General features: G+C 72.3%; 18 protein-coding genes and 2 pseudogenes. 15 read left to right on the plus strand and 5 right to left on the minus strand.

Features of this window, described 5'->3' with window-relative positions; all coding sequences use genetic code 11:
• Nucleotide 1: 1 nt before the first annotated feature.
• The gene (locus ACFY3I_RS18000) at nucleotides 2-1,369 is read right to left on the minus strand and encodes a nitrate/nitrite transporter (protein ID WP_390861427.1); all 1,368 of its coding nucleotides are present in this window, start codon (nucleotides 1,367-1,369) and stop codon (nucleotides 2-4) included.
• 484 nt (nucleotides 1,370-1,853) lie between these two features.
• On the opposite strand from ACFY3I_RS18000, the pseudogene ACFY3I_RS18005 reads away from it, so the two are divergent.
• The 7 genes and pseudogenes from ACFY3I_RS18005 to ACFY3I_RS18035 form a co-directional block, all read left to right on the plus strand.
• Nucleotides 1,854-1,946 (plus strand): annotated as a pseudogene (locus ACFY3I_RS18005) (helix-turn-helix domain-containing protein); the annotation flags it as partial.
• Between the two features lie 442 nt (nucleotides 1,947-2,388).
• On the plus strand, nucleotides 2,389-3,009 hold the full coding sequence (locus ACFY3I_RS18010) for a CGNR zinc finger domain-containing protein (protein WP_390861428.1): 621 nt from the start codon (nucleotides 2,389-2,391) through the stop codon (nucleotides 3,007-3,009).
• Between the two features lie 365 nt (nucleotides 3,010-3,374).
• Nucleotides 3,375-3,896 (plus strand): sigma-70 family RNA polymerase sigma factor, encoded by a 522-nt coding sequence (locus ACFY3I_RS18015; protein ID WP_010039908.1) that lies wholly within the window; start codon nucleotides 3,375-3,377, stop codon nucleotides 3,894-3,896.
• Nucleotides 3,896-4,717, plus strand: coding sequence for a zf-HC2 domain-containing protein (locus ACFY3I_RS18020; RefSeq protein ID WP_365293532.1), 822 nt, complete (start codon nucleotides 3,896-3,898; stop codon nucleotides 4,715-4,717). The genes ACFY3I_RS18015 and ACFY3I_RS18020 overlap by 1 nt, the downstream gene beginning before the upstream one ends.
• Nucleotides 4,718-4,777: 60 nt before the next feature.
• Nucleotides 4,778-7,093: a HelD family protein gene (locus ACFY3I_RS18025; protein ID WP_390861429.1), complete on the plus strand. Its 2,316-nt coding sequence runs from the start codon at nucleotides 4,778-4,780 to the stop codon at nucleotides 7,091-7,093.
• Nucleotides 7,094-7,433: 340 nt separating this feature from the next.
• Nucleotides 7,434-8,837 carry an NAD-dependent malic enzyme gene (locus ACFY3I_RS18030; protein WP_365293536.1) on the plus strand — a complete coding sequence of 468 codons (1,404 nt, stop codon included), beginning with the start codon at nucleotides 7,434-7,436 and terminating at the stop codon, nucleotides 8,835-8,837.
• Nucleotides 8,838-9,098: 261 nt separating this feature from the next.
• Complete coding sequence (locus tag ACFY3I_RS18035) at nucleotides 9,099-9,380, plus strand: HU family DNA-binding protein (RefSeq protein WP_121893988.1); 282 nt, start codon at nucleotides 9,099-9,101, stop codon at nucleotides 9,378-9,380.
• 111 nt (nucleotides 9,381-9,491) lie between these two features.
• Here the strand turns inward: ACFY3I_RS18035 and murA are convergent, their stop codons facing one another.
• Nucleotides 9,492-10,838, minus strand: coding sequence for a UDP-N-acetylglucosamine 1-carboxyvinyltransferase (gene murA, locus ACFY3I_RS18040; protein ID WP_390861430.1), 1,347 nt, complete (start codon nucleotides 10,836-10,838; stop codon nucleotides 9,492-9,494).
• A 251-nt stretch (nucleotides 10,839-11,089) separates the two neighbouring features.
• Here murA and ACFY3I_RS18045 point away from each other — a divergent pair, with 251 nt between their 5' ends.
• The 8 genes and pseudogenes from ACFY3I_RS18045 (at nucleotide 11,090) to ACFY3I_RS18080 (ending at nucleotide 21,784) form a co-directional block, all read left to right on the plus strand.
• Nucleotides 11,090-11,662 (plus strand): YqgE/AlgH family protein, encoded by a 573-nt coding sequence (locus ACFY3I_RS18045; RefSeq protein WP_362721809.1) that lies wholly within the window; start codon nucleotides 11,090-11,092, stop codon nucleotides 11,660-11,662.
• A 52-nt stretch (nucleotides 11,663-11,714) separates the two neighbouring features.
• Nucleotides 11,715-11,993 (plus strand): DUF3039 domain-containing protein, encoded by a 279-nt coding sequence (locus ACFY3I_RS18050; RefSeq protein ID WP_390861431.1) that lies wholly within the window; start codon nucleotides 11,715-11,717, stop codon nucleotides 11,991-11,993.
• A 352-nt stretch (nucleotides 11,994-12,345) separates the two neighbouring features.
• Nucleotides 12,346-13,113: pseudogene (locus ACFY3I_RS18055) on the plus strand (ABC transporter permease subunit).
• A gap of 1 nt (nucleotide 13,114) precedes the next feature.
• Nucleotides 13,115-14,743: a beta-N-acetylhexosaminidase gene (locus ACFY3I_RS18060; RefSeq protein ID WP_390861432.1), complete on the plus strand. Its 1,629-nt coding sequence runs from the start codon at nucleotides 13,115-13,117 to the stop codon at nucleotides 14,741-14,743.
• Between the two features lie 261 nt (nucleotides 14,744-15,004).
• Nucleotides 15,005-15,898, plus strand: a complete 894-nt coding sequence (locus tag ACFY3I_RS18065) for an FAD binding domain-containing protein (RefSeq protein WP_365293544.1) — start codon at nucleotides 15,005-15,007, stop codon at nucleotides 15,896-15,898.
• Entirely contained in the window at nucleotides 15,895-17,802 is a 1,908-nt protein-coding gene (locus tag ACFY3I_RS18070; protein WP_390861433.1) for a 2Fe-2S iron-sulfur cluster-binding protein, read from the plus strand. Before ACFY3I_RS18065 ends, ACFY3I_RS18070 begins: the two co-directional genes overlap by 4 nt.
• Nucleotides 17,799-20,111: a xanthine dehydrogenase family protein molybdopterin-binding subunit gene (locus tag ACFY3I_RS18075; protein WP_390861434.1), complete on the plus strand. Its 2,313-nt coding sequence runs from the start codon at nucleotides 17,799-17,801 to the stop codon at nucleotides 20,109-20,111. The genes ACFY3I_RS18070 and ACFY3I_RS18075 overlap by 4 nt, the downstream gene beginning before the upstream one ends.
• A 503-nt stretch (nucleotides 20,112-20,614) precedes the next feature.
• The gene (locus ACFY3I_RS18080) at nucleotides 20,615-21,784 is read left to right on the plus strand and encodes an SUKH-4 family immunity protein (RefSeq protein ID WP_390861435.1); all 1,170 of its coding nucleotides are present in this window, start codon (nucleotides 20,615-20,617) and stop codon (nucleotides 21,782-21,784) included.
• Between the two features lie 16 nt (nucleotides 21,785-21,800).
• Here ACFY3I_RS18080 and ACFY3I_RS18085 read toward each other — a convergent pair whose 3' ends face one another.
• Genes ACFY3I_RS18085 through ACFY3I_RS18095 form a run of 3 tightly spaced genes read right to left on the minus strand, consistent with a single transcriptional unit; the run spans nucleotide 21,801 to nucleotide 24,576 of the window.
• Nucleotides 21,801-22,502, minus strand: a complete 702-nt coding sequence (locus ACFY3I_RS18085; protein WP_390861436.1) for a response regulator — start codon at nucleotides 22,500-22,502, stop codon at nucleotides 21,801-21,803.
• Nucleotides 22,499-23,743: a sensor histidine kinase gene (locus tag ACFY3I_RS18090; RefSeq protein ID WP_390861437.1), complete on the minus strand. Its 1,245-nt coding sequence runs from the start codon at nucleotides 23,741-23,743 to the stop codon at nucleotides 22,499-22,501. Before ACFY3I_RS18090 ends, ACFY3I_RS18085 begins: the two co-directional genes overlap by 4 nt.
• The gene (locus ACFY3I_RS18095) at nucleotides 23,740-24,576 is read right to left on the minus strand and encodes a CPBP family intramembrane glutamic endopeptidase (RefSeq protein ID WP_390861438.1); all 837 of its coding nucleotides are present in this window, start codon (nucleotides 24,574-24,576) and stop codon (nucleotides 23,740-23,742) included. Before ACFY3I_RS18095 ends, ACFY3I_RS18090 begins: the two co-directional genes overlap by 4 nt.
• Nucleotides 24,577-24,832 lie beyond the last annotated feature (256 nt).

The raw sequence follows: 24,832 nt of genomic DNA on the forward strand, positions 1-24,832 counted from the left end.
GTCACACCTCGGCGTAGCCGAGCCGGGTCTTCGGCTCCGTGGCGGTCGCGGTCCGCCTTTGCCCGTCCGGCCGGCGAAGGTATACGGCCCAGGTCACGGCGAAGCACAGGCCGTAGAAGACCAGGAAGGCGACGAAGGCGCCGGTGCCGCTGCCGTAGGAGAGGTACGACTGCCGGAAGGCGAGGTTGATGCCGACGCCGCCGAGCGCGCCGACCGCGCCGATCAGGCCCATGGAGGCCCCGGACAGCCGTCGCCCGTAGGACGCGGCCTCCTCCCCGGTGAGCCCCCTGGCGAGGGCCTTGGCCCGGAAGATGCCGGGGATCATCTTGTACGTCGATCCGTTGCCGAGCCCGCTGAGCGCGAACAGCACGACGAACACGGTCACGAACAGGGGCAGGGACTTCTGCGGGGCGGATATGACGAGGAGGCCGGTGGCGGCGGCCATGCCGACGTAGTTCCAGAGCGTGATCCGCGCCCCGCCGTACCGGTCGGCGAGCCGTCCGCCGACGGGCCGGAGCAGGGAGCCGAGCAGCGGGCCGATGAAGGTGAGACCGGCGGCCTGCAGGGGCGTACGGCCGAACTGGACCTGGAGGACCTGCCCGAACGCGAAGGCGTACCCGATGAACGACCCGAACGTCCCGACGTAGAGGAAGGACATGACCCAGGTGTGTCCGTCCTTCGCCGCGTCGATCGCCGCGCCGGTGTCGTTCCTCACGGTCGCGAGGTTGTCCATGAAGAGCGCGGCGAGGACGGCGGCGACGACGATCAGCGGGATGTAGATCCCGAGCAGCACCCGGGGCCCGCCGCCGGCCCCGATGATCACGAGGGCGGCCAGCTGGATGACGGGGACACCGATGTTCCCGCCTCCCGCGTTGAGTCCGAGCGCCCAGCCCTTCTTCTCCATCGGGAAGAAGGCGTTGATGTTGGTCATGCTGCTGGCGAAGTTCCCGCCGCCGACACCGGCCAGCAGGCCGACGAGCAGGAAGGTGCCGAAGGAGGTGCCCGGCTTCGTCACGGCGAACGCGGCGACTGTGGGGACGAGGAGGAGGGCCGCGGAGACGACCGTCCAGTTCCGGCCGCCGAACAGCGCGACGGCGAAGGTGTACGGCACCCGGACGACCGCGCCGACCAGCGTGACCATCGAGGTCAGCAGGAACTTGTCGGCGGGGCTCAGGCCGTACTCCGGGCCCATGAACAGCACCAGCACGGACCACATGGTCCAGACCGAGAACCCGATGTGCTCGGAGAGGACCGAGAAGGCCAGGTTCCGCCGGGCGACCTTCTCACCGGTCGCGTTCCAGAACGTCTCGTCCTCCGGATCCCATTCCTTGATCCAGCGACTGCGTGGGTCGGGGGCTGGGGCTGTCATGACGCCTCCACGGTGCTCCGCGTGCTCGGCCTGCTACGACTGACTGGGCCACGAAGGTAGGGAGGCGGCGTTTCCGCCCTGTGGCTGTGGGTGACCGGAAGGGAACGTTGCTCTCACCCCGGGGCGAGGGCGCGTGAGAGGTGCGGGACGGTCCGGATCCGGCGCGGCGGGCGACCGGCGGGGCGGCCGGGCGTCGTACGACGTTGTGGGGACCGGTCCGCGGCGACCCGCCGTAACCGGCGGCTCGCGGGCCGCCACTCGGGTCCGTTCCCTCCCCGCCCGGCCGGGCCGTCCCGCGCGGGGACGTGCGCGCGACCGTGCGTGCCCCGGATCGGCGGGCGTGCGCTCTGCCGGACCGGGCCGGCCGGGCGGCACCCTGTCGCCGGGCCGAGGCACACGGGGGGATCGGGAGATGACACGCTGGCGGCCGCTGCCGCCCACGCTGCCGGGAGCGGCCCGGCAACTGGTCGAGCACCTGCGGGTCATGAAGGGCCGTACCGGACTCAGTCTCGCCGGTCTGGCCCGGCGCACCGCGTACAGCAAGTCGTCCTGGCAGCGCTATCTGAGCGGGGACCGGCTGCCGCCGAGGAGCGCCGCCCAGGTGCTGTGCCGGCTCGGCGGCGGCGACCAGACGCGGCTGCTGGCGCTGTGGGAACTGGCCGAACAGGCCTGGCCGCAGGGCGCGGTGGAGCCACCGGTACCGGCGCCACCAGCGTCGGCGCCACCGGCGTGGCGACCGCCGTCCGCACGGACACCGGCGCTGGAAACGGAGCCGGCCACCGAGCCGGCTGTCGAATCGGCGTTCGCAGGACACAGCGTCCCGGCGGCGGGCGGCCGGGGCGAGGGCCGCCGGGGGATCCGGACCGAACGGGGACGGCCCGCGCCGCACGCACCGGTGTCCCCGCCGGGCGCGGGTCGGACGGGAACCTCGCGGAAGACGGGTACGAGGGGTTCCGGCCGCCCGCCGGGCCGGGCACTGTGTGAGGACACGGTTCCCTGTCCTAGGCGGTGGCGGGCACATGGCACTGGGTACGGAGACGGCCCCGTACGAGCTGCGCTTCGACGCCGGGCGGATCTGCCTGGATCTGCTGGCGACCACGCATCCCGGCGAACGGCTGGACGCGCTCGAACCGTTGCGGGCCTGGATAAGGGGCTCCGGCCTCGTCCCGCCGGGCACCCCGCTGGCGCACGCGGACCCCGGCTGGCTGGGAGCGTTCCGCGAACTGAGAGGCTATGTCGGGCAATTGGTGCGCGAGCGGAGCAACGGCCGCGGCGGTGTCCGGAACGTCCCGCGTCCCGGCTCCTACGACCTCGCGCTCGCCGGCGTCAACGACTTCGCCCGCGCCGCCGCGCCCCCGGCCCCGCGTGCCGTGCCCGGCGCGGACGGTTTCCTGGTGCGGGAGTTGACGGGTCCGCCCGAGTGCGCCGCGCTGCTCGCGGCCGTCGCCCGGGACGCCGTGGAGCTGCTCACCGACCCCGTGGCGCGGGCCGCGGTCAGGGAGTGCGAGGGTGACAACTGCCCGATCGTGTACCTCGACACCTCCCGGGGACGCAGACGCCGCTGGTGCTCCAGCGAGGTGTGCGGCAACCGTGAGCGGGTGGCGCGCCACCGCCGCCGCGCGGCCCTCGCCCGCGCCTGACGGCGGCCTCCCGGGCATTCCGCTTCTCCTCAACGGACGTCCCATTTACGGCATCTGCCGGATCTTCGGCCAAGTTCGGCGAACGTGATTTCGACAACATTCAGTTTGTCGGCGGTAACCTCCGGGCACCGCCGGGGCGTTCGGTGATGTGTCGGAAATGTAAAGATCAAGCGGTGGGAATGTGTGGTCATGTCCCGCTCGTCATGTCACTTCGCGGAAAATTGTGGGCTCTTGTTGAACACACCGCGAGCCACTTCCGTACCGGTGGGGGAGCGACCGACTGGGGGAACCCCCGGACACCGGAGGTGGGCGTGCGCAAGGATGCGGCCGTGGCCAATGAACGTGGATCGAGGGCCCGACATCGCATGTCCCAGCCCTCGGAGCCTGATGAGGAGCTGATGCGTGCCCTCTACCGAGAGCACGCCGGACCTCTCCTTGCGTATGTCCTTCGGCTGGTCGCCGGTGACCGGCAACGCGCCGAGGACGTCGTGCAAGAGACACTCATCCGTGCCTGGAAGAACGCCGGTCAGCTCAATCGGGCGACCGGATCGGTACGCCCCTGGCTGGTGACGGTCGCTCGCCGCATCGTCATCGACGGTCACCGCAGCCGGCAGGCCCGGCCGCAGGAGGTCGACCCGTCGCCGCTGGAGGTCATCCCCGCGGAGGACGAGATCGACAAGGCGCTGTGGCTGATGACGCTGTCCGACGCGCTCGACGACCTGACCCCGGCCCACCGGGAGGTGCTCGTCGAGACGTACTTCAAGGGGCGTACCGTCAACGAGGCGGCCGAAACGCTGGGTATACCCAGCGGCACCGTGCGCTCACGGGTTTTCTATGCCCTGCGGTCGATGAAGCTGGCACTGGAGGAGCGGGGGGTGACGGCGTGATGAGTGTGTACGGGGGACACGGCGGGTTCGGCACAGGTGGTTCGGGTATGTCTGGTGCTATGCAGGAATCTCCGGTGCCCAATGAGCACGAGACGGTCGGGGCGTACGCGCTGGGGATTCTCGACGATGCCGAGGCGACCGCTTTCGAGGCCCATCTGGCCGGGTGCGAATGGTGCGCCCAGCAGCTCGACGAGCTGGCCGGAATGGAACCCATGCTGGCGGCCCTGGCGGATCTTCCGGGTTCCGGTTCCACACCGTCCATCGGCGAGTCGCTGTCCGCGAGGCCCAGCCCGCGGATGGTCGAGAAGCTGGTCGTGGAGGTCGCCGACAAGCGCAAGGTCCGTACCCGGCGCAGCCTCTTCGGTCTGGCGGCCTCGGTCGTGCTGATCGCGGGCGGCACGGCGGCCGGCGTGGCGCTGAGCGGCACGGACAGCGGCGCCGGCACGGACATGGCGATGGGTCCCGCCCAGACGGCCTTCCAGACGATGTCCGACAAGACGACGGCCACGGACCCGACGACCCACGTCACCGCGACCGTCGCCGTCGAGAAGAAGGACTGGGGCACCCACGCGGTCCTCCAGCTCAAGAACGTCACCGGCCCGAAGAAGTGCTCGCTGATCGCCGTCGGCAAGAACGGCGAGCGCGAGACGGTGACCTCCTGGTCCGTCCCGACCTGGGGATACGGCATCACGGACGCCAAGTCGGAGAAGGCCAAGACGCCTCTCTACGTGCACGGCGGCGCCGCCTTCACCCCCACGCAGATCGACCACTTCGAAGTCATGACGTTCGACGGGAAGAAGCTGGTCTCGGTGAGCGCGTAGCTTCAGCGGGCCCCCTTCGCGTACGGTTGACGGCTGCCCAGCACGTCAGAAGGGGGCCCGGTGGCCGCTCAGGCTCAACAATCCGCGGTCGGCCCTCACGGCCCGGAACAGGACTCCGCCCAGGATTCCGTCCGGGACCGTGAGATCAGCGTCGAACAGGAACACCTCGACCGGGTGTACCAGCGCCTCGAGGAGAAGATCCACGAGGCGGAATTCCTCATGAACGACGCGGCCAAGCGCGGCCAGGTGGGCACGCCCGGCGCGCTCGCCGAGCGGGACGCCCAGGTGTTCCGCGCGGGCGTCCACCTCAACCGGCTCAACAACGAGTTCGAGGACTTCCTCTTCGGCCGCATCGACCTGCTCCTCGGCAAGGACGGCAAGAAGGGCCCGGACGGCGCCTACACGGCCGTCGAGCCCGCCGAGGGCGCGGTCCGCGCCGACAACACCGCCGACATCGCCGAGACCCTGCACATCGGCCGGATCGGCGTCCTCGACCAGGACTACGCGCCCCTGGTCATCGACTGGCGGGCTCCGGCCGCCGCGCCGTTCTACAGGTCCACTCCGGTGGATCCCGGGCGTGTCGTACGCCGCCGGGTGATCCGCTCCAAGGGCCGCCGGGTCCTCGGCGTCGAGGACGACCTGATGCGCCCGGAGCTGACCGCCCGCCTGGACGGCGACACCCTGCCCGTCATCGGCGACGGCGCCCTGATGGCCGCCCTCGGCCAGGCCCGCACCCACTCCATGCGGGACATCGTCGCCTCCATCCAGGCCGAGCAGGACATGGTCATCCGGGCCCCCGCCGCCTCCGTCACCTACGTCGAGGGCGGCCCCGGCACGGGCAAGACGGCCGTGGCCCTGCACCGCGCCGCCTACCTGCTCTACCAGGACCGGCGCCGGTACGCGGGCGGCATCCTGATCGTCTCCCCGACCCCGCTGCTGGTCGCGTACACCGAGGGCGTCCTGCCGTCCCTCGGCGAGGAGGGCCAGGTGGCCATCCGCGCCATCGGCTCGCTCGTCGACGGCGCCGAGGCCACCCTCTACGACACGCCCGCCACCGCCCGGGCCAAGGGCTCCTCCCGGATGCTCCGGGTGCTGCGCAAGGCGGCCCGCGGCGCCCTGGAGGGGAACGACGCGCCGGCCCGGCTCCGAGTCGTCGCCTTCGGCCGCCGCCTGGAGCTGGAGGCCGAGGAACTCGACCGCGTCAGACACAACGCGCTCGGCGGCACGGCCCCCGTCAACCTGCTGCGGCCGCGCGCCCGCAAGCTGCTGCTGGACGCCCTGTGGGCCCGCTCCGGCGCGGCCGGCCGGCACAGCGACCCCGAGCTCGCCGCCGAACTGCGCTCCTCCTTCGACGAGGACATCGTCACGGAGGACTCCTTCATCGAGTTCCTCGACGCCTGGTGGCCCGAGCTGACCCCGCAGGCCGTCCTCGCCGCGATGGCCGACGAGCGCCGCCTCGGCCGCTGGGCCCGGCGGATCCTCAACCCCGGCGAGATCCGCAGGGTCGCCCGCTCGCTGCGCCGGGACGGCCGCACCGTGCACGACATCGCCATGCTCGACGAACTCCAGGCCGTCCTCGGTGCCCCGGTCCGCCCCCGCAAGAAGCGCGAACTGGACCCGCTGGACCAGCTCACCGGCCTGGAGGAGCTGATGCCGACGCGCGAGGAGTCCCAGCGCGAGCGCGCCGAACGGCTCGCCCAGGAACGCGTCGAGTACGCGCACGTCATCGTCGACGAGGCGCAGGACCTCACCCCCATGCAGTGGCGGATGGTCGGCCGCCGCGGCCGGCACGCCACCTGGACGGTGGTCGGCGACCCCGCCCAGTCCTCCTGGTCCGACCCGGACGAGGCCGCAGAGGCGCGGGACGAGGCGCTCGGCAGCCGCCCGCGCCGCCGCTTCGAGCTGACCGTGAACTACCGGAACCCGGCGGAGATCGCCGAGCTCGCCGCGAAGGTGCTGGCCCTGGCCATGCCCGGCTCGAAGTCGCCCTCAGCGGTCCGCTCCACCGGCGTCGAGCCGCGTTTCGTGGTCGTCCGGGACTCCCTGGAGAAGACCGTGCGCGCGGCGGCCGAACAGCTCCTCGACCTGGTCGACGGCACGGTCGGCGTGGTCGTCGCCATGGACCGGCGCGCCGAGGCCGCCCGCTGGCTCGCCGGGCTCGGCGACCGGGTGGTGGCGCTCGGCAGCCTGGAGGCCAAGGGCCTGGAGTACGACGCGACGGTCGTCGTGTCGCCCGCGGAGATCGCCGACGAGTCCCCGGCCGGGCTGCGCGTGCTGTACGTGGCCCTCACCCGGGCGACGCAACAGCTGACGGTGGTCTCCGGGGAGCGTGACGAACCCGACGCGGCGGGGGTTCCCGACCTGCTCAGGGAGTGATCGGGGCGATGGGCACAGGGCCGTTCGGCCGAAGGTTTCCTGTGAAGTACGCCGACGGGAATGGCCGTACGGGATCTGTTTGTTAGCCTTGTCGTGACACCGGCTCGATCCAAGCCCCCGGGCCCAACCTTCGTCGCCACGAGCGACCACTTGCCGCGAGGCGAGCATGGCGGGTCGGTGTCATGAACGTAGGAGAGGCCCACGTCACCGTGTGACGTGGGCCTCTTTTTTGCGCGAACAATACGTACGCAACCAGGCCCGGCTAACGCCTACCCGGCGGTAGGTGCGACGATCGGACGGCAAAACCAGCGACACGGTGAAACAACGAAGGAAGTCGGCCATGGCAACGGCGCCCAGCGTCTCCTACTCGATGACCATCCGGCTGGAGGTGCCCGCGAGCGGAACCGCCGTCTCGCAGCTCACCACCGCCGTGGAGTCCTCCGGAGGCTCGGTGACCGGCCTCGACGTCACCGCGTCGGGCCACGAGAAGCTCCGTATCGACGTCACCATCGCCGCCAGCTCCACCGCCCACGCCGACCAGATCGTCGAGCAGCTGCGCGGCATCGACGGCGTCGTCCTCGGCAAGGTCTCCGACCGTACGTTCCTCATGCACCTCGGCGGCAAGATCGAGATGCAGTCCAAGCACCCCATCCGCAACCGTGACGACCTCTCCATGATCTACACCCCGGGCGTGGCCCGCGTGTGCATGGCGATCGCGGAGAACCCCGAGGACGCGCGCCGCCTCACCATCAAGCGCAACTCCGTTGCGGTCGTGACGGACGGCTCCGCGGTGCTGGGCCTCGGCAACATCGGCCCGAAGGCCGCGCTGCCCGTCATGGAGGGCAAGGCGGCCCTCTTCAAGCGGTTCGCGGGCATCGACGCCTGGCCGCTGTGCCTGGACACCCAGGACACCGACGCGATCGTCGAGATCGTCAAGGCGATCGCCCCCGGCTTCGCCGGCATCAACCTCGAGGACATCTCCGCCCCCCGCTGCTTCGAGATCGAGGCGCGGCTGCGTGAGGCCCTGGACATCCCCGTCTTCCACGACGACCAGCACGGCACCGCGATCGTCGTCCTCGCCGCCCTCACCAACGCGCTCCGCTGCACCGGCAAGGCGATCGAGAACATCCGGGTGGTCATGTCCGGCGCCGGCGCGGCCGGTACGGCCATCCTCAAGCTGCTGCTCGCGGCCGGCGTGAAGAACGCCGTCGTCGCCGACATCCGCGGTGTCGTGCACTCCGCCCGCGAGGACCTGGTGGACGCGCCCGCCGACTCGCCGCTGCGGTGGATCGCCGACAACACCAACCCCGAGGACCTCACGGGAACGCTGAAGGAGGCCGTGCGCGGCGCGGACGTCTTCATCGGCGTCTCGGCCCCGAACGTCCTCGACGGCGACGACGTGGCCGCCATGGCCGACGACGCGATCGTGTTCGCACTCGCGAACCCCGACCCCGAGGTCGACCCGGCGATCGCCCGCCAGACGGCCGCCGTGGTCGCCACCGGCCGCTCCGACTTCCCCAACCAGATCAACAACGTGCTGGTCTTCCCGGGTGTCTTCCGCGGCCTCCTGGACGCCCAGTCCCGTACCGTCAACACGGACATGATGCTCGCGGCCGCGAAGGCCCTCGCCGACGTGGTCGGCCAGGACGAGCTGAACCCGAACTACATCATTCCGAGCGTCTTCAACGAGCGGGTCGCCGGAGCGGTGGCGGGCGCGGTCCGCGAGGCCGCCAAGGGCGCGTAGGCGGCCCCTTCACGCGGCCGGGAGTGCGACGCGCCCGGCCCGGCGGCGGCCTGGGGACGGCGGTCCCCAGTAAACGTCTGTGAAACTTGCCACGCCATCCAATCGGCGCGTCGTGAAACCCGCCCTTCGGGCCCCCCGTAGGGTATGGGCGGCAACGGATTGGCGTTCCCGCCGCAGGTGGGGGCAGGATGCGTCCCGGCCCAACATGCGGCTCCGCCGCGTGGCACGCCTCAATGGCAAGAAGAACACGGGAGTAACAACATGAACCGCAGTGAGCTGGTGGCCGCGCTGGCCGACCGTGCCGAGGTGACTCGCAAGGACGCCGACGCCGTGCTGGCCGCGTTCGCCGAGGTCGTCGGCGACATCGTCTCCAAGGGCGACGAGAAGGTCACGATCCCCGGCTTCCTGACCTTCGAGCGCACCCACCGTGCCGCTCGCACCGCGCGCAACCCGCAGACCGGCGAGCCGATCAACATCCCCGCCGGCTACAGCGTGAAGGTCTCCGCGGGCTCGAAGCTGAAGGAATCCGCGAAGGGCAAGTGACCTTGCCTTCCGTAGGCCGCGGGACGACGGCGTACGGCGTGTAACACCACGACGGGGCGGCCCCTCCACCAGGGGCCGCCCCGTCGTCGTACGGTGATCCGGGCGCGGGACCTACCCGAGCGCCTTGCCCGGCAGTTCCACCTTCGCGCCGAGCTCCACGAGCTTCTCCATGAAGTTCTCGTAGCCGCGGTTGATGAGGTCGATGCCGTGCACCCGGGAGGTGCCCTGGGCCGCGAGGGCGGCGATCAGGTAGGAGAAGCCGCCGCGCAGGTCGGGGATGACCAGGTCGGCGCCCTGCAGCCGGGTCGGGCCGGAGACGACCGCCGAGTGCAGGAAGTTGCGCTGGCCGAAGCGGCAGGCCGAGCCGCCCAGGCACTCGCGGTAGAGCTGGATGTGCGCACCCATCTGGTTGAGCGCGGAGGTGAAACCGAGCCGCGACTCGTACACCGTCTCGTGCACGATCGACAGGCCCGTCGCCTGGGTCAGCGCCACCACCAGCGGCTGCTGCCAGTCGGTCTGGAAGCCGGGGTGCACGTCCGTCTCCAGCGCGATCGACTTCAGCTGGCCGCCCGGGTGCCAGAAGCGGATGCCCTCGTCGTCGATCTCGAAGGCGCCGCCCACCTTGCGGTAGGTGTTCAGGAACGTCATCATCGAGCGCTGCTGGGCGCCCCGGACGTAGATGTTGCCCTCGGTCGCCAGCGCCGCCGACGCCCAGGAGGCGGCCTCCAGCCGGTCCGACAGGGCGCGGTGGGTGTAGCCGCCGAGCTTGTCCACACCGGTGATGCTGATGGTCCGGTCGGTGTCCATCGCGATGATCGCGCCCATCTTCTGCAGCACGCAGATGAGGTCCTCGATCTCCGGCTCGACGGCCGCGTTGGACAACTCCGTGACGCCCTCGGCGAGTACGGCCGTCAGCAGTACCTGCTCGGTCGCGCCGACGGACGGGTACGGCAGCCGGATCTTGGTGCCGCGCAGCCCCTTCGGCGCCTCCAGGTACTGGCCGTCCGCGCGCTTCTCGATGGTCGCGCCGAACTGCCGCAGCACGTCGAAGTGGAAGTCGATGGGCCGGCCGCCGATGTCGCAGCCGCCCAGGCCCGGGATGAAGGCGTGGCCGAGCCGGTGCAGCAGCGGGCCGCAGAACAGGATCGGGATGCGGCTGGAGCCCGCGTGGGCATCGATGTCAGCGACGTTCGCGCTCTCCACGTACGTCGGATCCAGCACCAGCTCGCCGGGCTCCTCACCCGGACGGACCGTCACCCCGTGCAGTTGCAGCAGGCCGCGTACGACACGCACGTCGCGGATGTCCGGAACGTTGCGCAGCCGGCTCGGCGCACTGCCCAGCAGCGCGGCGACCATGGCCTTGGGTACGAGGTTCTTCGCACCGCGGACACGGATCTCGCCCTCCAGCGGGGTGCCGCCGTGGACAAGCAGTACGTCGTCAGAGCCGTTGACGGTCATGAATCTCGCGTTCCGTGGAGTGGGGCAGGGCCGGAGTGACAGAGTAATCGCCCATCGGCCCCCTGCCGTAAGCCCAAGGAGCACCCAGCTACGTCATAGCTGTGTCACAACACGAACGGTTCCCCGCCGGGCACATGGGGTCACCGCCCGTCACCGTGCGCCGGGCCCGCTTCCTTCCGCCCTGAGCTGCATTCACTCGCACACCCCCATTGGCTCCCCATGCGGACGGAAGATGCGGGATCATGTCAGGCATGACCGAGGTGTCCTCGCTCACAGGGCGGCTGCTCGTGGCCACGCCCGCCCTGGCGGACCCGAACTTCGACCGCGCGGTGGTGCTCCTTCTCGACCACGACGAGGAGGGCTCCCTCGGTGTCGTCCTCAACCGGCCCACCCCGGTGGACGTCCGGGACATCCTGGAGGGCTGGGCCGCGCTGGCCGGCGAGCCCGGGGTGGTCTTCCAGGGCGGCCCGGTCTCGCTGGACTCCGCGCTCGGTGTCGCGGTCATCCCGGGCGGCGGCAACGGCGACCGGACCCCGCTCGGCTGGCGCCGGGTGCACGGTGCGATCGGCCTGGTCGACCTGGAGGCCCCGCCGGAGCTGCTCGCCTCCGCCCTCGGTTCCCTGCGGATCTTCGCCGGTTACGCCGGCTGGGGCCCGGGCCAGCTGGAGGACGAACTGGTCGAGGGCGCCTGGTACGTCGTCGAGTCGGAACCCGGCGACGTGTCCTCGCCGTCCCCCGAACGGCTCTGGCGCGAGGTGCTGCGCCGCCAGCGCAACGAACTGGCGATGGTCGCCACGTACCCGGACGACGCCTCGCTCAACTGACGGAGGAACGTCTCTCAACCGTTGCCCGGGCGCGCCAGTACCCTTGGCAGTCATGAGCACTCTTGAGCCCGAGCGCGGGACTGGTACGGGGACCCTCGTAGAGCCGACGCCGCAGGTGTCCCACGGTGACGGCGACCACGAGCGCTTCGCCCACTACGTCCAGAAGGACAAGATCACGGCGAGCGCCCTCGACGGCACCCCCGTCGTGGCGCTGTGCGGCAAGGTGTGGGTGCCGGGCCGTGACCCGAAGAAGTACCCCGTGTGCCCCATGTGCAAGGAGATCTACGACTCCATGGGCAGCGGCGACGACGAGGGCGGCAAGGACAAGTAGCTCTCCCTCCGGATTCCTTCGGGCCCCGGGCGCGCTTCGGCGTGCTCCGGGGCCTTTTGGCGTGCCCGTGCGTCGCACCGGGTGCGCCGGCCGGGCACAGAGTGGTCGAGACCTCTTGTCTGCGTGTTCATGTTGTCCCTACCCTTCATGGTGTTGTGCAGAGCGAAATCGTCGTTGCGCATGTTGCAACGAAAGCGGTGTTCGCGGTCGCCTCGAACACCTACGCCTCAGCGCGCCCCGGGGGTCACCCGATGAACTTCCCGGCGCGGTGCCGTCACGTTGTCGGTCCTGCTCGCCGTGAGCCTCGGCCCCCGCGGGTGCCGCGCCGGCAGGGGGAGGAGCTGTGACCGTCGTGAATCTTGTGCGCGGGTCGGTCCGGCGTCCGGGGCGGTCGGCCGCCGGGGCGGCGGCGCCGGCGGTCGCCGCCGCCGTCGCGTCCCCCCTGCACCGGATGGTCCCGGGAGCCTTCGAAACGGCCGGTGAGACCGAGTCCGACCGGCCCCGGCCGCGGACTCCCGCGCCCTCCCCGGACTTCTTCCGGCGGCTCCTCGGGCAGCGGGAATTCGGCCGCCACTTCGTCAACGGACTTGTCGTCGCGGGCGGTGTGGTCGTCGTTCCCGCGCTGATCGCCTTTCTCGCCGCGGCCGCCGCGACACGATTCCGGTTCCGCTTCCGGACCACCCCGCCGATCATGTTTCCGGCGGCCCGGACGGTGCCCGTGGAGGCCCTCGCCATCCCCCTGTTCTTCCAGGCGCGGGACTTCGGTCCGCTGAACACGCCGGGGTCGCCGATCCCGCCCCGACGCCTTCTCGCCGCCCTCCGTGATCCGGATGCCGCGGGGGTTCGTGAAAGGGGTGCCGCACCCGCCGGAGGAGGCCGCATCGCCGACGGCGCGAGCCGGTCGCGCATTCTCCGGCGGATCCTTTTCCCGCCCGTGCCGCCGGGCCTGATCGCCACGAGCGTGCTTTCCCCCATCCGCGCCCTCGACGACTTCCTCTTCGCCAAGTCCCTCGTCATCAAGAACACTTCGCAGTCGACGATGACGATGGCGCTGCCGGTGTTCTTCGTACTCGTACAGCGACGGCCGGTCTGCGGGCCGGGCGGAGCGGTTAAGGACTGACATGGCGGACGTGATCCCCGAGCCCCGGAGCATGGCCTCCCACGGGGACGGATTCTTCGAACTGGGCCCGGACACCGCGCTGGTGGCGCGGGCGGGCGCGGAGCCCGCCGAACGCTGGCTGCGCGCCACCCTGGGGACGGCCTGCGGCCTGCCGCTGCCGCCTCGGGCGAGTGCGGACGACAACGCCGTACGGCTGTCCGTCGACCGGACGGTCACCGGGGACCTCGGTGCGGAGGGCTACCGCCTCGCGGTCACGCCCGCCGGCGTGCACCTCGCGGGCGGCGGCCCCGCCGGACTCTTCTGGGGCGCCCAGACGCTGCGCCAGCTGCTCGGGCCCGACGCCTTCCGGCGCGCCCCGCTGCCCGGCCGTTCCTGGCGTCTGCCGCTGTGCCACATCCAGGACTCACCGCGATTCCGCTGGCGCGGCCTCATGCTGGACGTCGCCCGGCACTTCATGCCCAAGGAAGGCGTTCTGCGCTACCTGGATCTCATGGCCGCGCACAAACTCAACGTCTTCCACTTCCATCTGACGGACGACCAGGGCTGGCGTATCCAGATCGAGCGTCACCCCCGGCTCACCGAGGTCGGCTCCTGGCGGGCCCGCACCAAATTCGGCCACCGGGCCTCACCGCTGTGGGAGGAGAAGCCGCACGGCGGCTACTACACCCGGGACGACATCCGGGAGATCGTCGCCTACGCGGCCGAGCGGCATATCACGGTCGTCCCCGAAATCGACGTGCCCGGCCACTCGCAGGCCGCCATCGCCGCGTATCCGGAACTCGGCAACACCGACGTCATCGACACCGCCTCCCTGACCGTCTGGGACTCCTGGGGGATCTCTCCGAACGTACTCGCCCCCACTGACAACACCCTTCGTTTCTACGAGGGGGTGTTCGAGGAAGTGCTCGAACTCTTCCCCTCGGAGTTCATCCACGTCGGCGGCGACGAATGCCTCAAGGACCAGTGGCGGGCGTCACCGGCCGCGCAGGCCCGCATCAAGGAACTCGGGCTCGCCGACGAGGACGGGTTGCAGGCGTGGTTCGTCGGCCACTTCGCGAAATGGCTTTCCGCGCGGGGCCGCAGGCTGATCGGCTGGGACGAGATCCTGGAGGGCGGCATCGCCGAGGGCGCGGCCGTGGCCTCCTGGCGCGGCTACGGCGGCGGGATCGCGGCCGCGCGGGCCGGCCACGACGTCGTCATGTGCCCCGAGCAGCACGTGTACCTGGACCACCGGCAGGCGGACGGCGCGGACGAGCCCGTACCGATCGGACATGTGCGCACCCTGGAGGACGTGTACCGGTTCGAGCCCGTTCCGCCGGGGCTCGACGAATCCCGTGCGGACCGGGTCCTGGGCACCCAGGCCAACCTGTGGACCGAGGTGATGGAGGACAGCGCGCGCGTGGACTACCAGGCCTTTCCCCGGCTCGCCGCGTTCGCCGAGGTCGCCTGGAGCGATCTTCCGGCCCCGGCGGAACGGGACTTCGCCGACTTCGAACGCCGTATGGCGGCCCACTACCGCCGGCTCGACGCCCTGGGGGTCGCCTACCGGCCACCGGCCGGTCCGCTGCCCTGGCAACGCCGCCCCGGGGTGCTGGGCCGCCCCCTCGGCGGGCCGCCGCCGAACCGTTAGCCGCCTCCGCGTCACCCTCCCGTCCCGAACGCGTAATGGAAAAAGACCTCAAGGGTCACCGAAGAGTGTCAATCGGCATGCACTGGCGATGGTGTACGAAAACGGACCAAGTCGCCGTTGAGGTGGGCGAATGCCTCCTAGCGGACCCGTGCGTTCGAGGCTTGCGAAGATGTGCCAGAGTTGCCACGTCCGCCCTGTGAGCACGTACCGTACGGCCACACAGGTGGGACCAGGTGGGGCAGCGGGAAGGGGCAGCCGGTTTTGACCACGCACGCACCGCAGGCGGGGCAGTCCGTCACGCTGCCCACGACGCTGAACGAAGCCGTGGCGGCCCTCGCCGCCATGCCCGCCGCGGTTCCCGTGGCGGGCGGCACCGACCTGATGGCCGCCGTCAACTCCGGACAGCTCCGGCCCGCCGCCCTGGTCGGGCTCGGCCGGATCAGCGAGATCCGCGGCTGGCAGTACCAGGACGGCAACGCACTGCTCGGCGCCGGACTCACGCACGCGCGCATGGGCCGTCCCGACTTCGCGGCCCTGATCCCGGCGCTCGCCGCCGCCGCGCGGTCCGCCGGTCCGCCGCACATCCGCAACGCGGGCACCCTGGGCGGCAACATCGCCACCGCCGCGCCCACCGGCGACGCGCTGCCGGTGCTGGCCGCCCTGGAGGCGACACTGATCATCGCGGGCCCGGGCGGGTCCCGCCGCGAGATCCCGGTGTCGCACCTGCTGGCCGGGGTGGAGATGCTGCGCGGGGGCGAGTTGATCGCCTTCGTCCGGGTGCCGCTGCTGCACGCCCCGCAGGTCTTCCTGAAGGCCACGGGCCGCACCGGCCCCGGCCGCTCGGTGGCCTCCGTGGCGCTCGTCCTCGATCCCGCGCGGCGCGGCGTCAGGTGTGCCGTCGGAGCCATAGCGCCGATGCCGCTGCGGCCGCTGGAGGCCGAGCAGTGGGTGGCCCGGCTGATCGACTGGGACAACGACCGCGCGCTCGTCCCGGAGGCGCTGCACGCCTTCGGCGAGTACGTCGCCGCCGCCTGCATCCCCGACCCGGCACCCGAGCCGGACGGCTCGGTGCCCCCGCTTCCGCCTGCCGTACTGCACCTGCGGCGCACCGTCGCCGCGCTGGCCCGACGAGCACTGGGGAGGGCGCTGTCATGACCGACGAGCAGCACGGAGAGGGCGCCCCCTCGGGTGGCGGCCGCTGGGACCCGCTGCCCCAGGGCGACTACGACGACGGCGCGACCGCCTTCGTCAAACTCCCCGAGGGCGGCATCGAGGCCCTGCTGGCCGGTGACAGCCCCCTGGCGGCCCCCGGTCACGGCTACGTGCCGCCGCAGATAGCGGTCGCCCCCGGCACCGAGGCCTGGGGGGCGCCGGCCGACGGCGCGCGATGGCCCGACCCGAACGCGGTGCCCCAGGAGCGGCCCGCCGACGACCGGTTCACCTACCAGCCCGCCGCGACCCAGCAGTGGACGTACGAGGAGCCGCCGCGAGCGCCCGGTCACGACGTGACCGGGCAGTGGTCCATCCCGGTCGCGAGCGGTGATGTTCCCGACGAATCGGGCGAGTTCACCACATCCGCACTCGTGGAGCAGTGGGGTGGCACGCCACCGGCGACCCTGCCGGGCGGCGCGGCGGCACCCTGGGCCACCGAGGCCCGGGCCTGGGAGCATCCCGCGGAGGCCCCTGAGGGCCCCTCAGGCGCCCCGGCGGGCCCTGGTGGCACTCCGGTCCCGACCTCGCCGTCCGGGGCCGCCGGTGCGGCGCCTGCGGCGGGCCCGATCATGCCGGACGAAGCGGGCGAACGGGAAGATACGGGCGAACTGTACGCGCTCGGCGAGTCCACCGCCCCGCCCGCCCACCCCAGGTCCGGCGAGTCGCGGGACGGCGGCGCCCCGCACGTCCCCGGCGGCTCCCGTGCCGGCGCCTCTCACGACACCGGCGCCGGACGGCCGGTTCCGGTCCCGGGCGAGTCCGCGCTCGACCGTGCGGTCGCGGGCGCCGCTGCTTCCGTCGCCGAGCCGGCCGCGGCCCCCGCCGGTCCGGCCGGGACCGGTGGCGCAGAGGGGCCGCACGCCCCCCACGACACGCCCTCCGGGGACTTCGGCCCACGGCTCGCCGACGGCGCCGCGTCCCCACCGGGAGCGCCCGTTCCCGACGCCGAAGGCCGCGCGCCCGACGCGGACGGCACGGAGAACGCCGACGGCGAGACCGAGACGGTCGACGACCACCCCCTCGCCTCCTACGTGCTGCGGGTCAACAGCACCGACCGCCCCGTCACCGACGCCTGGATCGGCGAGTCGCTGCTCTACGTCCTGCGGGAGCGTCTCGGCCTGGCGGGTGCCAAGGACGGCTGCTCCCAGGGCGAGTGCGGCGCCTGCAACGTCCAGGTCGACGGCCGCCTGGTCGCCTCCTGCCTGGTCCCCGCGGTCACCGCCGCCGGGAGCGAGGTCCGCACGGTCGAGGGCCTGGCCCAGGACGGCCGGCCCTCCGACGTCCAGCGCGCGCTCGCCCTCCGCGGAGCCGTCCAGTGCGGCTTCTGCGTCCCGGGCATGGCCATGACCGTCCACGACCTGCTGGAGGGCAACCCGGCCCCGACCGAGATGGAGGCCCGCCAGGCACTGTGCGGCAACCTCTGCCGCTGCTCGGGCTACCGGGGCGTGCTGGACGCCGTCCAGGAGGTCGTCGCCGAACGCGAGGCGCACGCCGACGCCGAGACGGACGGCGACGAGGCCCGTATCCCGCACCAGGCGGGACCCGGCGCCGGCGGTGTCAACGCCTCCGCCTTCGACTCCCCGGGCACGTTCGCGACGCCGGCCCAGCGCGACCAGTCGTCGTACGACGCGCGGCGCGAGCAGGCGTACGACCGGACGTTCGGCGGTGACCAGTCGTTCGGTGGCGATCAGTCGTTCGGCGGTGACCAGTCGTTCGGTGGCGATCAGTCGTTCGGTGGCGATCAGACCTTCGGCGGTGACCGGACGTTCGGCGGCGATCAGACGTTCGGCGACCAGAGTCAGAGCTACGGCGACCAGCCCTTCGGGTCGGACGGAGGCCAGGCGTGACCAACGAGACCGTCACCACGACCGCCGCCGCGGAGAGCATCGACCCCGCCCCCGAGCCGCTGCCGCACGGCCTCGGCGTGTCGCTGCCGGCCGCCGACGCGCGAGCCAAGACCGAGGGCACCTTCCCCTACGCGGCCGACCTGTGGGCCGAGGGCCTGCTGTGGGCGGCCGTCCTGCGCTCCCCGCACCCGCACGCGCGCATCGTGTCGATCGACACCACCCACGCGCGCGAGATGCCAGGCGTACGGGCCGTCGTCACCCACGAGGACGTGCCGGGCACCCCCCTGCACGGCCGGGGCACGGCCGACCGCCCGGTGTTCGCCGCCGACGTCGTCCGCCACCACGGCGAGCCCATCGCCGCCGTCGCCGCCGACCACCCCGACACGGCCCGGATGGCCGCCGCCGCCGTCATCGTCGAGTACGAGGTCCTCGACCCGGTCATCGACCCCGAGCAGTCCTTCGAGGCCGAGCCGCTGCACCCCGACGGCAACCTGATCCGGCACATCCCGCTCCACCACGGCGACCCCGACGCGGTCGGCGAGATCGTCGTCGAGGGCCAGTACCGCATCGGCCGCGCCGACCCGGCGCCCATCGGAGCCGAGGCCGGGCTCGCCGTGCCCCGCCCCGACGGCGGGGTCGAGCTGTACCTGGCCTCCACCGACCCGCACACCGACCGCAACACGGCCGCCGCCTGCTTCGGCCTGTCGCTGGAACAGGTCAAGATCGTCGTCACCGGTGTGCCGGGCGCCACCGCCGACCGCGAGGACCAGGGCTTCCAACTGCCGCTCGGCCTGCTCGCCCTGAAGACCGGCTGCCCGGTCAAACTCACCGCCACGCGCGAGGAGTCCTTCCTCGGCCACGCCCACCGCCACCCCACCCTGCTCCGCTACCGGCACCACGCCGACGCCGAGGGCAAGCTGGTCAAGGTCGAGGCGCAGATCCTGCTCGACGCGGGCGCCTACGCCGACACCTCCGCCGAATCCCTCGCCGCCGCCGTCTCCTTCGCCTGCGGCCCCTACGTCGTCCCGAACGCCTTCATCGAGGGCTGGGCGGTGCGCACCAACAACCCGACCTCCGGCCACGTCCGCGGCGAGGGAGCCATGCAGGTCTGCGCCGCCTACGAGGCACAGATGGACAAGCTGGCGAAGAAGCTCGGCATCGACCCGGCCGAGATCCGCCTGCGCAACGCCCTCGCCACCGGTGACGTGCTGCCCATCGGCCAGACGGTGACCTGTCCCGCGCCCGTCGCCGAGCTGCTCCAGGCGGTACGGGACTTCCCGCTTCCCGCGCTCCCCAAGGACACCCCCGAGGACGAGTGGCTGCTGCCCGGCGGCCCCGAGGGCGCGGGCGAGCCGGGCGCGGTACGCCGGGGCGTCGGCTACGGCCTCGGCATGGTCCACATGCTGGGCATCGAGGGCGCCGACGAGGTCTCGACGGCCACCGTCAAGGTTCACGACGGCATCGCGACCGTGCTCTGCGCGGCCGTGGAGACCGGCCAGGGCTTCACCACCCTCGCCCGCCAGATCGTCCAGGAGACCCTCGGTATCGACGAGGTCCACGTGGCCCCCGTCGACACCGACCAGCCGCCGGCCGGCGCGGGCTGCCGCGGCCGACACACCTGGGTCTCCGGCGGCGCCGTCGAACGCGCCGCCAAGATGGTCCGCACCCAGCTCCTCCAGCCCCTCGCCCACAAGTTCGGCATGTCCACCGAACTGCTCCAGATCACCGACGGCAAGATCACGTCGTACGACGGCGTCCTGTCGACCACGGTCACCGAGGCGATGGACGGCAAGGAACTGTGGGCAACGGCACAGTGCCGCCCCCACCCGACCGAGCCGCTGGACGCACAGGGCCAGGGCGACGCCTTCGTCGGCCTCGCCTTCTGCGCGATCCGCGCGGTCGTCGACGTGGACATCGAGCTCGGTTCGGTACGGGTCGTGGAGCTGGCCGTCGCCCAGGACGTGGGCCGGGTCCTCAACCCGGCGCAGCTCAACGCGCGGATCGAGGCCGGTGTCACCCAGGGCGTCGGCATCGCGCTCACCGAGAACCTGCGCACCCCGCGCGGGCTGATCCGCCACCCCGACCTCACCGGCTACGCCCTCCCGACCGCCCTGGACGCGCCGGACATCCGGATCGTCAAGCTCGTCGAGGAACGGGACGTGGTCGCCCCCTTCGGCGCCAAGTCGGTCAGCGCGGTGCCGGTCGTGACGTCCCCGGCGGCCATCGCCTCCGCCGTCCGCGCGGCCACCGGCCGCCCGGTCAACCGCCTCCCGATCCGCCCGCAGGCGGCGGTGGTCACCGGGCAGTGAGCCGCCCGTCCGTGGCCACCGTGGCGGCCTGAGCGGCGGCGGAGGGCGGCGGACAGGCCTTCGGGCGTCCGGGTCCCGGGCGAGCCGCAGGCCCTGCGACGGCCGCACCGGCGGGCCGCGCGACTGGCTGTCCGGCAGGCCGAGCGGCAGGCTGTTCGGTGGGCAGGGCGGCAGGGACCGGGTGCGGACCCACGTGGACCATCACCGGCCCGGACGCGGAACCACCGCCCCGTACCCCGCCGTTGCACCTGTGGCCGGACACCTCGAAGTCGGCCGTGGGACGGGCGGGAAGGCTGATTCCCGCCGGGACGGAACGGACGAGGGGCGTCTGACGTCTCTTATCCACGGGGCGTTGTCAGTGGTGCGGCGTAGTGTTCTGGGCAGTGGGGACGGCCGTTTCGGAGGGGAAGCCCGGACGGCACACCATGCCCTGCTCAGGACGGCCTACGGCACACACTCCGACCCACCTGCATTACCTGAACTCTTTGATCGCGGGGGCAGCGATGAGCACGACCAGCACGACCGGCAGCGGTGCGGCGGCCATCACGCTGACCGAGGCAGAACTGGACCGATACATCACGCACGAACCGACCCGCATGTGGCTCACCGGCCCCGGACTCCCCGACACCGGTGGCCTGTTGACGTTCGAACCGCTCCGCACGGCCGGTCTGCGCACGCTCGCCGACCTTGCGGCCGGCCCGTCCCGGCTCGCCGAGGAGCTCCGGGACCGGCTGGTGATAGGCGAGTTGCTGGCCCCGGCGGGGCTGGACACCGAGTCGATCCTCCTCGACGGCGGCACCGGCGAGATCAGCACGGCATACCTGCTCGACCCGGCCGACCAGCGCCCGCTGGCGCCCTCGCTGGAGACCCTGCTCCGCTTCGCCGCGGTCACCGAGGAACTGACGGGCCTGCGCGGCCGCTTCGCCTCCCTCGCCGGCACCTACGGCACCAAGGCGGCCACCGAGGCCTCCCGCAAACTGCTGCAGCTCTTCGAGGAGGGCACGGCGGGCCGGATCCCCGCGTACTGGAAGGCGACGGCGCTGATCCGCCCCCTCGGTCTGGTCGCGGGCCCGGGCACGAACTCCGGGCTCGCCGTCGACCTGCCGGCCCGGCTCCTTGACCAGGAGTTCGGGCAGGGCCGCGTGGCCCGCTTCGAGGAGGTCGACTTCCCGCCCACGCTCACCCACGAGCCGACCCGCCGCTTCCTGCGCGAGACCGGCCTCCCGGAGGACGCGGTCCTCTTCCACCTCGACCCGGACGCCCCGCTCCCCACCCTCCGGGAGTACTTCACCGACGTCCGCCCCGGTGACTTCCCGCTGGACGCCCTGCCTCCCCACGCCGACCAGCTCATACGTCTCGGCTACCTGGTCGAGGAGAACAGCCTGGTCGTGGACGGCGTCACGGGCGCCATCCTCAACTTCTCCGAGCCCGAGGCGAGCCTGCACCCTCTCAACACGGACATCTCCACGCTCGCCTTCACCCTGTGGCTCCTCCACCACGAGCGCACCATCGACGAGCACCTGGGCCACGAACTCACCACGGAGGCCTACGACCAGCTCGCCGCGACCATGCTCCACACCCTCGCGACGATCGACCCCACCGGCATGACCACGGACGCCGACTGGCACTACTGGACGGAGCTGTTCCAGGACGAGGCGGGCGGGGTGCTCTGAGCGCGCGCGGCCGGGGTCAGAGCACCAGGCCCCGGCGGTAGGCGTAGACGACCGCCTGGACCCGGTCGCGCAGGCCCAGTTTGGCGAGGATGCGGGAGACGAAGGTCTTCACGGTCTCCGGGCTGATCACCAGGGCCCCGGCGATCTCGCTGTTGGAGAGGCCGTCCGCGATCAGCCGCAGGACCTCCAGTTCGCGAGGCGTCAGCGGGATGTCGTCGGCGGCAGCGCCGTCGGCGGGCCGGATCCGGGCGGCGTACCGGCCGACCAGGCGACGGGTCACGTCCGGGTCCAGCAGGGCCGCGCCGGTGGCCACGGTCCGGATGCCGTGCAGCAGGCGGTCCGGCGGCGCGTCCTTGAGCAGAAAGCCGCTCGCGCCCGCGCGCAGGGCCTTGTAGACGTACTCGTCCAGGTTGAACGTGGTCACCACGAGGACCTTCACGGGATGCGGCACCCCCGCGCCGGCCAGCCGCCGGGTGGCCTCGATCCCGTCGAGCACCGGCATACGGACGTCCATGACGACGACGTCCGGGCACAGCCGGCCGGCGAGGTCGACCGCGGCCTGCCCGTCCCCGCACTCACCGGCCACCGCCAGGTCGGGCTGGGCGTCGATGATCGTCGCCAGCCCGGTGCGGATCAGCACCTGGTCGTCGCAGACCAGGACCCGGACCGGTGCTCCGCCCGGGGCGGCGGCCACGGGCTCCCCCTCGGCCGCGGTCACGACGGGTTCCCGGCGGGTATCCGGGCCCGCACGACGAACCCGCCGTCGGCCGTGTGCCCGGCGCTGAACTCGCCGCCCAGGACGGCCACCCGCTCCCGGAGACCGGCCAGCCCCCGTCCGCTCCCGCCCAGGGACGCGCCGTCCGTGCCGGTGCCGTCCGTGGCAGAGCCGTCCGTACCGGCGTCGTCCGTGCCGGTGCCGTTCGTGGCAAAGCCGTCCGCGCCGGAGCCGTCCGTGCCGACCTCCACGGTGATCTCCTTCTCACCATGGCGCACCCGCACCGAGGTGCGGCTGCCATGGGCGTACTTGAGGGTGTTCGTCAGGGCCTCCTGCACCACCCGGTAGGCCACCAGGTCGGCGCTGCCCGCCGACTGCGACGGTGTGCCCTCCTCGGTGAACTCCACCGGCTGCCCGGCCCGCCGCGTCTGCTCCACGAGGGTCAGCAGCCGCCCCGCGGGCGGTGTCCGGTCCTCCGTGCCGCGGCCGTCGCCATGCCCGGGGTCGAGCAGGTCGAGCAGATGGCGCAGGTCGGAGATGGCCCGCCGGCCGGTGTCGCTGACGGCGGTCAGGGTCCCGTCGAGCCGGTCGGGTGCGGCGGTCAGATACCGGGCCGCTTCGGCCTGCACGACCATCGCGGTCACATGGTGGGTCACCACGTCGTGCAACTCCCAAGCGATCCGCGTGCGTTCGGCCGCGCGGGTGTCCTCGGCGACCCGCCGCCGGTGCTCCGCCTCCGCGATCCGGTTGGTGCGCAGCCAGGCACCGGCACCCCAGGCGAGGACCAGCACCAGGTAGAACGTCACGAACCCGCCGACCGTCTCGCCCCCCGACCCGAGCCGGTACAGCCCGGCCGCCACCGGCACGTAGGCCGCGGAGAACACGAGTGCGGCGGCCCGCCGACGCCGTTCCAGATGGGCGCCGGTGCTGATCAGCGCAAGGGGGAGCGCGGTGCCCGCGACCGAGTGGTAGCCGCGCAGCTGGTCGACGGCGAAGCCGGCCGACACCAGGGCGAGGCAGACGGCCGGCCACCGCCGGCGCACGGCCAGGGGCAGGCACTCCAGACCCAGCGCCAGCAGCGCGAGCGCGTCGAACGGACGGGTCGGTAAATCCCCGACCTGCGTTCCCTTGCCGTGCAGGACCGGCAGGAACGACCCGGCCAGGACCAGCAGCCCGAGCGGCAGGTCCCTGACCGTGACGTCCAGCCGCTGCCACCGTCCGGACAGCTGCCGAGGACTGATCACCGGGGCAGTGTAGCGACGGTGCCGGACGCGGCGCCCGGGCGGCGACGGGGCATCAGACGGCCGCGCCGCCGGGCCAGTCGCAGGAACGCCACCGTCACCAGCAGCCCGAGCAGTACCGCGTAGATGCTCGCCTCCGGCCCGAACTCGCCGCCGGTGATCAGCTGCGCCCCCGAGGTCGAGGCGTCCAGCAGGCCCTTCTGCGACCCGCTGCCCGAGACCTCGGTGCCGAAGATGCCGGACTCGGCGAAGTTCCAGCCGAAGTGCAGGCCGATGGGCAGCCACAGGGTGCGGGTGGCGACGTAGGCGGCGCCCAGCATGCCGCCGGCCTCGATCGCGATGGCGAGGGCGCCCCAGACGGTGGCGTCCTTGTTGAGCAGATGCATCATCCCGAACAGCGCACCGGTCGAGATGAGCGCGACCCACGTCCCGAAGCGCCCCTCGACGATCCGCAACAGCACTCCGCGGAAGAGCAGTTCCTCCGTGACCGCGGCGGCGGCCATGAACCCGACCAGTCCCACCGCGCTCGAGACCGACCCGAGGCCGTGCGCCGAGTAGTCGCCGAGGAGGGCGATGTTCCCGATGACCCCGGTGAACGCCGCCACGCCGGTCAGCGTCCCGCGCCCGAACGCCGCCCGGGCGCCGTCGCGCCCCACCTCGGTGACCGGCCGGTGCTCGGTCCGCCGTACCACCCACCGGTAGACCGGTACCGCGACCACGGCCGTCAGCAGGCCGACGGCCAGCGTGAGGAACCAGTTCCCGTCCACCGCCGCGAGCGCCTGTCCGCCGGCGAAGGAGACGGCCGCGACGGCCAGGAGCTGCCAGACCACCCTCATGATGACTTCCTCCCAGGGATGTGCGGCCGAAGCGCCGCGACTGGTCCGAACGCTATGGACCGGCCGCCCCTAAATCGTCACCTCCCGGAGGACACCTGCGCGTAGCTCGCGCGGGGGACAAGGACCGCCGGGAACGGGCCACGGCCGGTCGGCGGCTTCCGCAGCAGGTCCGTACCGGACGCGTCAAGGCTTGTAGAAGCGGCCGGACTTCGGGCCGCCCGCGTGGTCGAGAGCTGAAGGCGACGCCTGTCCTGTC

Source organism: Streptomyces sp. NPDC001068 (genome assembly GCF_042897315.1).
In the GTDB taxonomy this organism is placed as follows: domain Bacteria; phylum Actinomycetota; class Actinomycetes; order Streptomycetales; family Streptomycetaceae; genus Streptomyces.

Excerpts from the sequence above, each read along its gene's own strand:
- ACFY3I_RS18060 (WP_390861432.1), top strand. The coding sequence starts at position 13,115 with ATGGCGGACGTGATCCCCGAGCCCCGGAGCATGGCCTCCCACGGGGAC.
- ACFY3I_RS18030 (WP_365293536.1), top strand. The coding sequence starts at position 7,434 with ATGGCAACGGCGCCCAGCGTCTCCTACTCGATGACCATCCGGCTGGAG.
- ACFY3I_RS18010 (WP_390861428.1), top strand. The coding sequence starts at position 2,389 with ATGGCACTGGGTACGGAGACGGCCCCGTACGAGCTGCGCTTCGACGCC.
- ACFY3I_RS18035 (WP_121893988.1), top strand. The coding sequence starts at position 9,099 with ATGAACCGCAGTGAGCTGGTGGCCGCGCTGGCCGACCGTGCCGAGGTG.
- ACFY3I_RS18020 (WP_365293532.1), top strand. The coding sequence starts at position 3,896 with ATGAGTGTGTACGGGGGACACGGCGGGTTCGGCACAGGTGGTTCGGGT.
- ACFY3I_RS18095 (WP_390861438.1), bottom strand. The coding sequence starts at position 24,576 with ATGAGGGTGGTCTGGCAGCTCCTGGCCGTCGCGGCCGTCTCCTTCGCC.
- ACFY3I_RS18050 (WP_390861431.1), top strand. The coding sequence starts at position 11,715 with ATGAGCACTCTTGAGCCCGAGCGCGGGACTGGTACGGGGACCCTCGTA.
- ACFY3I_RS18070 (WP_390861433.1), top strand. The coding sequence starts at position 15,895 with ATGACCGACGAGCAGCACGGAGAGGGCGCCCCCTCGGGTGGCGGCCGC.
- ACFY3I_RS18015 (WP_010039908.1), top strand. The coding sequence starts at position 3,375 with ATGTCCCAGCCCTCGGAGCCTGATGAGGAGCTGATGCGTGCCCTCTAC.
- ACFY3I_RS18080 (WP_390861435.1), top strand. The coding sequence starts at position 20,615 with ATGAGCACGACCAGCACGACCGGCAGCGGTGCGGCGGCCATCACGCTG.
- murA (WP_390861430.1), bottom strand. The coding sequence starts at position 10,838 with ATGACCGTCAACGGCTCTGACGACGTACTGCTTGTCCACGGCGGCACC.
- ACFY3I_RS18000 (WP_390861427.1), bottom strand. The coding sequence starts at position 1,369 with ATGACAGCCCCAGCCCCCGACCCACGCAGTCGCTGGATCAAGGAATGG.
- ACFY3I_RS18045 (WP_362721809.1), top strand. The coding sequence starts at position 11,090 with ATGACCGAGGTGTCCTCGCTCACAGGGCGGCTGCTCGTGGCCACGCCC.